The 10,748-nt window shown below is 70.9% G+C and carries 10 protein-coding genes; 4 read left to right on the plus strand and 6 right to left on the minus strand.

The genetic code is table 11. The features are described 5' to 3' along the window. Positions 1-10: 10 nt before the first annotated feature. Both L0P92_RS37010 and L0P92_RS37015 read right to left on the minus strand, forming a co-directional pair. Positions 11-796, minus strand: a complete 786-nt coding sequence (locus tag L0P92_RS37010) for an ABC transporter permease (RefSeq protein ID WP_234767452.1) — start codon at positions 794-796, stop codon at positions 11-13. A 9-nt stretch (positions 797-805) separates the two neighbouring features. Beyond that, positions 806-1,786 carry an ABC transporter substrate-binding protein gene (locus L0P92_RS37015; RefSeq protein WP_234767453.1) on the minus strand — a complete coding sequence of 327 codons (981 nt, stop codon included), beginning with the start codon at positions 1,784-1,786 and terminating at the stop codon, positions 806-808. A gap of 110 nt (positions 1,787-1,896) precedes the next feature. Between L0P92_RS37015 and L0P92_RS37020 the strand changes: the two genes are divergently transcribed. Next, the gene (locus L0P92_RS37020) at positions 1,897-2,679 is read left to right on the plus strand and encodes an alpha/beta fold hydrolase (protein ID WP_234767454.1); all 783 of its coding nucleotides are present in this window, start codon (positions 1,897-1,899) and stop codon (positions 2,677-2,679) included. Then, positions 2,676-3,938 carry a cytochrome P450 gene (locus tag L0P92_RS37025; RefSeq protein WP_234767455.1) on the plus strand — a complete coding sequence of 421 codons (1,263 nt, stop codon included), beginning with the start codon at positions 2,676-2,678 and terminating at the stop codon, positions 3,936-3,938. The genes L0P92_RS37020 and L0P92_RS37025 overlap by 4 nt, the downstream gene beginning before the upstream one ends. 41 nt (positions 3,939-3,979) lie before the next feature. Here the strand turns inward: L0P92_RS37025 and L0P92_RS37030 are convergent, their stop codons facing one another. The 3 genes from L0P92_RS37030 to L0P92_RS37040 all read right to left on the minus strand — a co-directional run bounded on the left by L0P92_RS37030 (position 3,980) and on the right by L0P92_RS37040 (position 6,853). After that, on the minus strand, positions 3,980-5,167 hold the full coding sequence (locus L0P92_RS37030) for a damage-control phosphatase ARMT1 family protein (RefSeq protein WP_234767456.1): 1,188 nt from the start codon (positions 5,165-5,167) through the stop codon (positions 3,980-3,982). Positions 5,168-5,198: 31 nt separating this feature from the next. Further along, positions 5,199-5,846, minus strand: coding sequence for a ScbR family autoregulator-binding transcription factor (locus tag L0P92_RS37035; RefSeq protein ID WP_234767457.1), 648 nt, complete (start codon positions 5,844-5,846; stop codon positions 5,199-5,201). 68 nt (positions 5,847-5,914) lie between these two features. After that, a complete protein-coding gene (locus L0P92_RS37040) occupies positions 5,915-6,853 on the minus strand; it encodes a ScbA/BarX family gamma-butyrolactone biosynthesis protein (protein ID WP_234767458.1) in 939 nt (312 codons plus the stop codon). A gap of 179 nt (positions 6,854-7,032) precedes the next feature. On the opposite strand from L0P92_RS37040, the gene L0P92_RS37045 reads away from it, so the two are divergent. After that, on the plus strand, positions 7,033-7,710 hold the full coding sequence (locus L0P92_RS37045; protein WP_234767459.1) for a ScbR family autoregulator-binding transcription factor: 678 nt from the start codon (positions 7,033-7,035) through the stop codon (positions 7,708-7,710). Between the two features lie 168 nt (positions 7,711-7,878). Here the strand turns inward: L0P92_RS37045 and L0P92_RS37050 are convergent, their stop codons facing one another. Then, the gene (locus L0P92_RS37050) at positions 7,879-9,696 is read right to left on the minus strand and encodes a S8 family peptidase (RefSeq protein WP_234767460.1); all 1,818 of its coding nucleotides are present in this window, start codon (positions 9,694-9,696) and stop codon (positions 7,879-7,881) included. Positions 9,697-10,106: 410 nt separating this feature from the next. Between L0P92_RS37050 and L0P92_RS37055 the strand changes: the two genes are divergently transcribed. Then, on the plus strand, positions 10,107-10,748 hold a 642-nt coding region (locus L0P92_RS37055), incomplete at its 3' end, for a lytic polysaccharide monooxygenase auxiliary activity family 9 protein (RefSeq protein WP_234767461.1).

A 10,748-nucleotide genomic window follows, 5' to 3' on the forward strand; every position in this document is an offset into this window, starting at 1 on the left:
ACCGGCCCCTTCACCCCGCCCCCCTGCGCTCCGGCGTCCACGGAAACAGCCTTCGCTCGCCCCAGACCAGCACTCCGTTGATGACCAGACCGAGCATCCCCGCCCACACGACCCCGGCCAGCACATCCCGTGTCCCGTCCGTGGCCAGCCCCGCCTGGGCGATGAAGATGCCGAGGCCTTCGCCGAAGCCGGAGAGGATCTCCGTGGCGACGGCAAGGATGAGGGCGACGGATGCCGAGATGCGGATGCCGGCGGCGATGAAGGGGGCGGTGGCGGGGAGTTCGACCCGGAGGAGGACGGCGAGGCGGCCGAAGCCGAAGGCGCGCAGGGTGTCCTTGGCCAGGGGGTCGGTCTCGCCGAGGCCGTAGATGGTGTTGAAGAGGATCGGCCAGACGGACGCGTACGTCACCAGGGCGACCTTGGTCTCGGTGCCCGAGCCGAGCAGGAGGGAGACCAGGGGGATCAGCGCGACGGACGGCAGCGGCCGCAGGAACTCGACGATCGCGCGCACGGCGGCGTCGACGACCGGCACACTGCCGAGGACGAGGCCGAGCGGCACGGCGATGGCGCAGGCGAGCGCGAGCCCGAGCGCCCAGGCACGCAGTGTGGCCGCGATGCCGTCGAGGAAGGCGGAGTCGCCCGCCAGCCCGGCCGCGCGGGCCAGGACTTCGGAGGCGGGCGGGAGGTAGCTGCGGCGGACGAGGCCCGCGCGGGAGACGGCCTCGCAGGCGCCGAAGGCCAGCAGCACACCCGTGACGCCGAGCAGAAGCTGCTCCCGAGTGCGGCCGCCTTTCACGTCAGCACGTCACTTGACCATCAGCGTCGCCGGATCGATCGGCTGCTTCAGCATCCCCTGCTTCTCCATCAGATCGGTGAGCCGGGTGAGCTGCGCGGCGTCCATGGTGGGCGGGAAGACCGGCAGATCGATCGACTCGGCCTGCTGCTCGGTGACCTTGGTGTACGTCGGCAGCGTGTCGCGTACGACGGACGGGTCCTCCTCGGCGATCCGTACGGCCGCCTTGATGGCCCGCTGGAACGCGGCGAGCGTCTCACCGTTCTCGTCGGCGTCGGCGTAGTCGCTCGTGCTGATGTAGCCGCTGAGCGGAATGGACTCCACCGGCGCGGACGCCCCGTCGACGAGCACCCTGGCCTTCAACTCGTCCTGGATGGAGCTGTCGTAGGGCTCCACCGCGTGCACGGCGTCGACCTGCCCCTTGTCCAGGGCGGCGCCCATCTGCGGGAAGGGAATCGCCCGGTAGACGGGGCGGTCGACGCCCTGTTTCTCGAGGATCTCGTTGAAGGTCAGCGACTGGACGTTGTTCAGGACGTTGACCGCGAGGTTCCTGCCCGCGAGGTCGGCGACGCTCTTGATGTCCGAGTCCTCGGGCACCAGGACCTCCATCATGCGGGGCGCGGCCCTGATCGCCTCGGCGACGATCCGGATGTCGAGGGTGCCCTGCTCATGGGCCTGGAGATAGGTGACGTAGTTCGCGCTCGCGACCATGTCGATCTGGCCCTTGGCCAGGGCCGGCAGCGCCTGGAGGCTCTGCTGGATCTGCTGGATGCGGACGTCGAGCCCCTCCTTCTCGAACAGGCCACGGTCCCGCGCGATGTAGAGGGCGGCACAGTCGATCAGGGGCAGCGCGGCCACTGTGACGGTCTTCCGACCGTCGGCCCCGGACGAGGAGCCCTCGCCGTCGCCGCAGGCCGAGACCGACACCAGCAGGAGGGCCGTCGCAGCGGCGGCGGCCGCCCTCGTTCCCGAGCGCAATGGACGTAACGGCATGACGACATGACTAGCAAGAAATTGTCATGATCACCACATGCGCACGGACAGCACACCAACCCGGACGCGTCAATCTGTCGGTCTCCACCGATATGCGCCACCTTGGTCGCATGACCTCCTTCTCGCTCCCCCATGAGCTGCACGGCGACGGCGCCCACAAGGTGTTCGCCGTGCACGGCTGGTTCGCCGACCGGTCCGCCTACGCGGGCGTCCTCCCCGACCTCGACCGTACGGAGTTCACCTACGCGCTCGTCGATCTGCGCGGCTACGGCACCGCGAAGGACGCGGTCGGCGCCTACACGACCCAGGAGGCGGCCCTCGACCTGGTGGAACTGGCCGACCGGCTCGGCTGGGAGCGGTTCTCGGTGGTGGGGCACTCGATGGGCGGCGCGGTCGGGCAGCGCCTCCTCGCCGTCGCCCCGCACCGGCTGCGCAGGCTGGTCGGGGTCTCGCCGGTGCCCGCGTCGGGGCTGGCGTTGCCGCCCGAGCAGTGGGAGCTGTTCGCGGCCGCGGCGCACGAGCCGGGGAACCGGCGCGCCATCATCGACATCACCACCGGCGGTCGTCGACCGGACGCCTGGCTCGACCGGATGGTGGCGCGTTCGCTCGCCGTCAGCGACCAGAAGGCGTTCCGCGCGTGGCTGGACTCGTGGGCCGGGGACGACTTCCACACCCGCGTCGAGGGCTCCCCGGTCCCCGCGCTCGCCGTGGCCGGCGCCCTCGACCCGGCCCTGTCCGCCGACCTCCTGCGCGGGACGTGGATGACCTGGTACCCGCGTGCCGAGCTGCGCGAACTCCCTTCCGCGGGCCACTACGCCATGGACGAGACGCCGCTGGAGCTGATCCGTGTGATCGAGGACTTCCTGCGCGCCGACGAAGGCGAGCAGGCGTGACCGTCCACGACGCGCCGCCCGTCCCCGATGTCTTCGACCCTCGCCAGTACGCGACCGGCGTGCCCCACGACGCCTATCGCGTCCTGCGCGACCACCACCCCGTGGTCCGGCAGGAGGAGCACGAGGTGCTGGGCTGGCCGGCCGGGCCCGGGTTCTGGGCGGTGACCCGGCACGCGGACGTGGTGCGCGTACTGAAGGACTCGGCGACCTACTCCTCGTACATCGGCGCGACCCAGATCCGGGATCCCGACCCCGACGACCTGCCGTTCATCCGCCGCATGATGCTCAATCAGGATCCGCCGGGACACGGCAGGTTGCGGCGGCTCGTGAGCCGGGCCTTCACTCCCGGCCGCATCGACCGCTTCGCGCGGGTCGCCGAGCAGCGGGCCCGCACACTCCTCGCGCAGGCCATGGAGACGGCCCGCGCGACGGACGGCACCGTCGATCTCGTCACCGCCGTGACCGACGACTACGCCCTGCTCAACCTCGCCGACCTGCTCGGCGTACCGGAGGCCGACCGTAAGCTGCTGCTGCACTGGACGCAGCGGGTGATCGGCTACCAGGACCCCGACGAGGCGGGTCCCCCGGTGCTGGACACGCACGGCAGACCGGTCAATCCGCGCTCACCCGCGATGCTGCGGGACATGTTCGCCTACGCCCGCCAACTGGCCGCGCACAAGCGGCGGTTCCCCGACGACGACGTGATGACGACCCTCGCCCACGACGCCGAACTCGCCGGACCCGAGCTGGAGATGTTCTTCTTCCTGCTCACGGTCGCCGGCAACGACACCGTCCGCAGCGCGGCGCCGGGCGGGCTGCTGGCACTGGCCGAGCATCCGGAGTCGTACGACCGACTGCGCGCCGGACAGGTCCAACTCCCCTATGCCGTCGATGAGTTGCTGCGCTGGCATCCTCCCGTCCTCACCTTTCGGCGTACCGCCGCGCAGGACACGGAGCTGGCCGGTCGGCACATCCGCGCCGAGGACAAGGTGGTCGTCTTCCACGCCTCGGCCAACCGGGACGAACGGGTCTTCAACGACCCTGGCCGGCTGGATCTGTCCCGCACCCCGAACCCGCATGTCTCCTTCGGCGACGGCCCGCACGTCTGCCTGGGCGCGCACTTCGCACGGCTCCAGCTGCGCGTGCTCTACAGGGAGGCCGTACGGGTCCTGCCGGAGCTGCGGACGGCCGGGCCGCCCAGGCGGCTGGTGTCGAACTTCATCAACGGGCTCAAGTCACTGCCGGTGCGCATCACTTGAGTCGGGCGGCACACGATTCACCACCCCTGTACGACCAACCGTCACGTCCGCACCTGGATCAGCGCATGCGTCCCGCTCGTCCGCCACCGCTGTCCCTCCGCGGCGACCAGCGCCGCCTCCGTCCTGGTGTCGAGGCCGGTGATCACGTCGGACTTCAGGGTGCGCAGGGCGGCGACCGGGCCGGGGAAGTAGGCGGTGACGTCGGCGAACGGCGTGGTCGGCGGCCAGGGCCGGTCGCCGACCAGACGGCGGTAGTTGAGGTCGCCCTTGAGGAGGGTGAGGGTGGCGGCGGCGAGTTCGTCGCGCAGGTCGCCGGGCATCTGCGCGTACGGCAGCGGGGCGCAGGAGAAGGGGTGGGCGCGGACGGTGAGGCGGCCGTCCGTCAGTGCCGACCAGAGGGTGCGGCCGTGGGTCGCGGCGGCGCCCGGGGCCGCCGTCAGCCGGCGCAGGGCGTCCAGTACGTCGGTGTGCGTGGCGTCGGAGACGTAGTACGGGTACGGCTTGACGTGGAGGACGGCCCGGGCGATGCGGTCCTGGGTGAGGAGGTGGGCGATGAGGAGCAGGTCGGGGACGAGTTCGCGGCCCGCGTTGTCGGCGATCAGGCACAGGGTGGCCGAGCCGGAGGGCGGGAGCAGCGACCAGAGGGTCTCGCTGTCGTCGGCCACCAGGGGCGGGGTGTCGGAGGAGGCCTCGCCGTGGGCGGCCGAGAGCCGGAAGCCGAGGTCGGCCCGGTTGCCCCACAGGGAGCCGTGCAGCAGCGCCCGGTCCTGCTCGTCGGCGGGCCGGTCGGCGAGGGCGTCGAGGGCGGAGAGTTCCTCGTCCGTCTCCGGGGCGTCGAGTTCGGCGGTCTTGGAGGGGCGGAAGGGGTCGATGCCCTGCCAGGGGCCGGGGGTGAAGTAGCCGACGGCTTCGAGGAGTTGGCGGTAGAAGTAGCTCTCGGACCACAGCCACGGTACGTCGAACCAGGACCGGCCGGCGTAGGTGTCGGTCCCCCAGGCCGTCCAGTGGGCGCGGTCGTGCGCGTCGTTGGGGAGCGGTTCGATCACGCCCTTGGTGCAGTTCGCGAGGAGCGCGTCCAGCGCACGGTGCTGCTCGGGGCCGTACGGGAAGGAGTCCCGGACCTGCTGGATGATCGCGGGATGCCGTTCGGCGAGGACGCTGTGCGGGAACGAGCCGGGTTCGTTCCCGAGGAGCACGGGCGGGGGCGGGGTGTCGGACCTCTCGGGCATGCGCCTCACGGTACCCCGCGCGTCATACGGCTCATACGGCTCTGATCTCCCGCTCCAGCTGTGTCGCGAGCGTGAGATAGCGGGCCCGGCGGGGTACCGGGACCAGGCCGCGGATCATGATGTGCCACATCTCGGCCAGTCGGCGGGGCTGGCGTGCGACGGGTTCGAGGGAGCGGCCGACGACGCGGGTGCCGACGAAGAAGCAGACGAGGGAGTGCGCCGCGGCCTCGGCGTCGACGTCGGGGTGGATGTCGGACTCCTTGGCGGCGCCGAGGAGTTTGCGGGTGGTGATGTCCAGCAGCTCGGTGTAGGGGTGCCGCAGGGGCGGCCGTATCACCACTCCCCCGGTGGCCAGGCGCAGGCCGGCGCGGGGGATCGGGCCCTCGACGGAGAGGCGCACGATGCCGAACGTCGTGCGTATCAGGGACTCCAGCGAGGTGTAGCCCCTGCCGTCCATCTCGGTCGCCACCTGCCGGGACGCCCGCGACTGCAGCTCCATGATGGCCTGGGCGAGGTCCTCCTTGGCCGCGAAGTGGAAGTACAGGGCGCCCTTGGTGACCTGGGCCTGCTCGACGATGTCGCTGAGGCTGGTCGACTCGTAGCCGTGACGGTCGAACAGTTCGGCGGCGGCTGTGAGGATCGTGGTGCGGGTCTGTTCGGCGCGTAACTGCCTCGCCATCAGCTGGACTCTCCTGTGACGGAAAAGAACGGGTCGTGCCGTTTGTTTCTTGCTCCCCACACGATATCTCAGCGCTCTTCGGTAACCACCCCACACTCGAAGACCGTCGACTCCCCCTGGCGTCCGACGACTTGCACATCGGTGCCGTGGGCGCCCGGCCGGGTCTCGGCCTCTATCCAAAGGGGCAGGTCAAGTTCGGCGTACTGGTGGAACACGGCATGGAAGGAAGCCGCTGTGCGATGGGTGTCCCGGGTTCCGGCGCGGACGGCCTGGCGGGCCGCCTCCAGCAGGAGCATGCCGGGTACGTGGTCGAGCGGATGGTCGAAGAAAACAGCATGTCCGGTATCGACTCGCAGCTGCCAGCCGTCGGAGTGCCCGGCCGGGGCGAGGACGACGTCCGCGGGCAGGGCACGGCCCACGGCGGCCGGCGGCAGACCGGGCGGGACCGGCAGCGCGGAGACGGTGGCCGCGGTGCGGCCGCCGCGCAGTCGGCGGTAGACGGCGGCACTGGTCCAGGTGGCGGCCACGTGAGCGCTCCCGACGCGCTGCTCGCCGAGCCGAATCTCCACGTCGTAGCGGAATCCCGCCGGGCGGCCGCCGCGCCGGACGACGTCGCGGACGGCGATGTGCAGGACGGGTTCGGCGGGGGTGGCGCCCATGACCAGGTGCTCGGGATGCGTGGTGACGCGCAGTTCCTGGAGCACGAACTGGTGGCCCAGGGGGACCTCGTAGGCGGTGTGCGCGATGAGGGTGCCGGCCTGGCGGACGGTTTCCGCGACGAGCAGCGGTTCATAGGCCGACCGGTCCGGCGACACGTGTAACTGATGGGCGCGGGGCCATTCGGCGAAGACGGTGAAGCGGTCGGTGTCGGTGCTGGTCGCAGCCGTGAGAAACGTTTCCGCGACCGAAGCGCGGTGGACGAGCTGGCGCGGTACGGTGGCGGTCAGACCGTCCGGTACCGGGGTCTCGGCGAGCAGGGTCGTGGCGAGTGGCCGCGGATAAGGCATGTCCCCTCCTTGGGTCCCCCGTGTGTGCGCTGACAGACGGCGAGGTGCCCGTGCCGCGAGCGTTAGAGTACGAGCCGACCGGTTTGTTTTCAATGCGGCCCTGGGTCGCCCGGCTGTGCCCGAACCGCTCCGGCGCACGCCCGGCGCACGGGCCAACTCGGCGCAGCGGAGGGGCTGTTATGGCGAGGCAGGAGCGCGCCATCAGAACGCGGAGGGTGATTCTCGAGGCCGCCGGCGCGGTCTTCGACGAGCACGGCTACACCGCGACGACCATCTCGATGGTCCTGGAGCGGGCCGAAGTGACGAAGGGTGCCCTGTATTTCCACTTCTCCTCGAAGGAATCCCTCGCCCAGGCCGTGCTGGACGAGCAGGTGCCCTTCGGAGCGGTGCCGCCGCAGCCGTGCAAGCTCCAGGAACTCGTCGACATGACCTTCGTGTTCGGGCAGCGGCTGCTCGGGAACTCGCTGCTCAAGGGCAGCGTGCGGCTGGCGGTGGATCAGAGCGCACCGGCGGGGTCCGACCATTCCGGGCCGTTCCGGCAGTGGGCGGACCATCTGGTCGGACTGCTCGAACGTGCCCGTGACCAGGGCGAGTTGCTGCCCACGGTGGTGCCGAGGCAGACGGTGGAGCTGCTGGTCGGGGCGTTCGCGGGGATCCAGCTGATGTCCAGGGCGCTGACCGACCGGGCCGATCTGGCGGAGCGGATCTCGGTTCTGTGGGGGCATGTCCTGCCGAGCATCGCGGTGCCGGGTCTGCTGCCCGGGATCGACCGGGAGCCCGACCGCGGTGTCCGGGTGCTGGCCGCCCTCGACGAGGCCGGCGCCGAACGGGTCGCGGTGGACGCGTCGAGCCGCTGAGCGGGCAGAAAGCCGACCGGAGCGACGGTTTCCACCCCGGCCGGTCGGCGTTCACCACGCACGACGGGCCGGCCGATGCCCCATCCGCACCGGCCGGCCCGCCCGTCTGTGTACGCGCCCGTCCGGGGCACGCGTTCAGTCGTCGACCAGATCGTCAACTTCCTGCTGTCAGAACGTCAGCTTCCAGCTGTTGAGCCGGCCCGTGTCCTGGGCCGCCGTGTCCTGGACGCGCAGCTTCCAGGTGCCGTTGGCGGTCTCGCTGGAGGCGTTCACCGTGTAGGTGGTGTTGACGTTGTCCGCGGAGTCCGAGGAACTGGCGGACTTCAGGCGGTACGTCGAACCGTCCGGGGCGACGAGGTCGATGACCAGGTCACCGCGGTAGGTGTGGGTGATGTCCACGCCGACCTGGAGGGCCGACGGCGCGTTGCCGCTGCGGCCGCTGACCGCGATGGAGGACTCGATCGCGGAGCTGTTGTCCGGGATGGCGACAGCCGTGGTGCTGGTGAAGGTGGTGCCCCCCGTGGAGCCGCCGGAGCTGCCGCTCACCGCCTGCACCGTCTTGGCCGCGTCCGCCAGACCCGCGCCGCAGCCGCCCGAGCAGGTGCCGGGCAGGGTACGGGCGTTGGACTTGATGGCCGACTCGATCTGCGCCGGGGTCAGGGACGCGCTCGCCGACTTCATCAGCGCGGCGAGGCCCGCGATGTGCGGGGCGGCCATGCTGGTGCCCTGGTAGTACTTGTACGTCTCGCCCGACGGACCCTGAGTGCCGGTGTTCAGCGTGGACAGGATGCCGTTGGCGGTGGTGCTGTTGGTCTCGCCGCCCGGGGCCGCGATGTCCACGATCGTGCCGTAGTTGGAGTAGTAGGACCGGTTGCCGCTGCGGTCGGTGGCGGCGACGGTGATGACGTTGTTGCAGTTGGCGGGCGACGAGTTGGAGGCGTTCTGGTTCTCGTTGCCCGCCGCGACGACCACCGTGGTGCCGCGGTTCACGGCGGCGTTGATGGCGCTCTGGGTGGCGGAGGAGCAGGCACCGCCCCCGCCGAGGCTCATGTTGATGACCTTGGCGACGTTGGTGTTGGCCGGGACGCCGGAGACCGAGCCGCCGGACGCCCAGGTGATGGCGTCGATGATGTCGGAGTCGTAGCCGCCGCACTGGCCGAGGACCCGCAGCGGGGAGACCTTCGCGCCGTACGCGATGCCCGCTACGCCCTTGCTGTTGTTGGTGACGGCGGCGATGGTGCCCGCGACGTGGGTGCCGTGCCAGGAGGAGGTGGTGGCCTCCCAGCCGGTGCCGCACTGGCCGTCCGTGGTCCAGTCGCCGGTGTCGGCCGGGTTGCTGTCACGGCCGTTGCCGTCGTTGGAGACCGCGGTGTCGGAGATGAAGTCGTAGCCGCCGACGATGTTGGCGCCGAGGTCGGAGTGGGCGACATAGCCGGTGTCGATGACGGCGACGGTGACCCCGCTGCCGGTGGTGACGTCCCAGGCGCCCGGCACGTTCATGCCGGCGGCGGCCTCGGAGAGGTCCCACTGCTTGCCGTACTCGGTGTCGTTGGGCGTGGCCAGCGGCTTGTTCAGCCGGTCCGGTACGACGTAGGCGACCTGCGGGTCGGCCTGGTACTCGGCGACGACGTCGGCGACGTCGCGCGTGGTGAGGCTCTCGCCGAGGTCGACGAGGGCGGCGCCGGAGCCGAGGCGGCGCTGGAAGTCGACGTCCTCGCCGGCCTCCTTGCCCTTGGCGGCGGCGTCGGCCTCGGCGGCCTTGTTCGACTTGGCCTCGGCGGCGCCGGACTTGTAGCCGACGATGAGGCGCTCGGCCGGGGTGCCGGGGGCGGCCTCGGTCTGAGCCGCCGGGACGGGGGCGGCGGCTTCCTGGGAGGAGGACGAGTCCTGGGCCACGGCGACCGAGGTGGTGGCGGCCGTGAAGAGCGCGGCGGAGACCGCGGCGGCGGATATCAGCTTCCGTCTGGTGGACGCAGAGGTACGCAAGGGTGTGCCCTTTCGTGGCCGGCCGAACTCCGGGCAGCGCGGAGCGGCGGTCGATTCGCTTCGTCGTCGAAGCGGCGGGGGGTACGCCGAGAAGGCGGGTGGGGCAGTGCGACGAACTCAGGTGGGGCAGTGCGAGGCAGTGCGAAATGCGGGGCGCGGCGGCCGGCCTGGCGCGAGCTACGACCTGTTCGGGGTTACCTGTGGGTCGGCTGTGGTCGAACGATAGGCAAAGAGCAGGTCATCGGGATACAGGGGAAACCCTCGATCCGGCCGGAAACCCACCCTTGGGCTCCGCCGGTTGAGCAGGTATGGCGCGGTTTGTTTTGTATGCCGCACAGTGAACGCGTCGCGGCGCGGGGACGTACTGCACCGGAGCAGACCGTTTTAGCGCCGGCCGAGGAGAGGTTCCGATGAGAGTGCGGCATGGGGTTGTCGGCCTGGGCTCTGTCCTGCTGTGCGTCGTGGCCGCCGGGCCCGCGCAGGCGCACGGCGCCCCGACCGATCCGGTCAGTCGGGTGTACGGCTGCTCACCCGACGGTGGCGACGCGGCCCGCTCGGCCGCGTGCCGGGCGGCGGTCGCCTCGAACGGGGCCTCCTTCGCCGCCTGGGACAACCTGCGGATCGCGAATGTGAACGGGCGGGACCGGCAGGTCGTGCCCGACGGGAAGCTGTGCAGCGGCGGACTGCCCGCCTACAAGGGGCTCGATCTCGCACGCGCCGACTGGCCGTCGACCCGGCTCACGCCGGGTGCCACTCTGAACATGCGGTACGTCTCGACGATCCCGCACACCGGCACGTTCAAGCTCTATCTCACCAAGCCCGGCTACGACCCGGCGAAGCCGCTGTCCTGGTCCGACCTTCCGGAGAAGCCGTTCGCGGAGGTGAAGGATCCCGCGTTGACCGACGGGGCGTACCGGATCAGGGCGACGCTGCCGTCCGACCGGACCGGGCGGCATGTGCTGTACACGATCTGGCAGAACAGCAGTACGCCGGACACGTACTACTCGTGCTCGGACGTGGTGTTCCCGGCGGGCGGGAGCGGGAGTGAGGGC

It is taken from the genome of Streptomyces muensis (assembly GCF_021474425.1).
Classification (GTDB): Bacteria; Actinomycetota; Actinomycetes; order Streptomycetales; family Streptomycetaceae; genus Streptomyces; species Streptomyces muensis.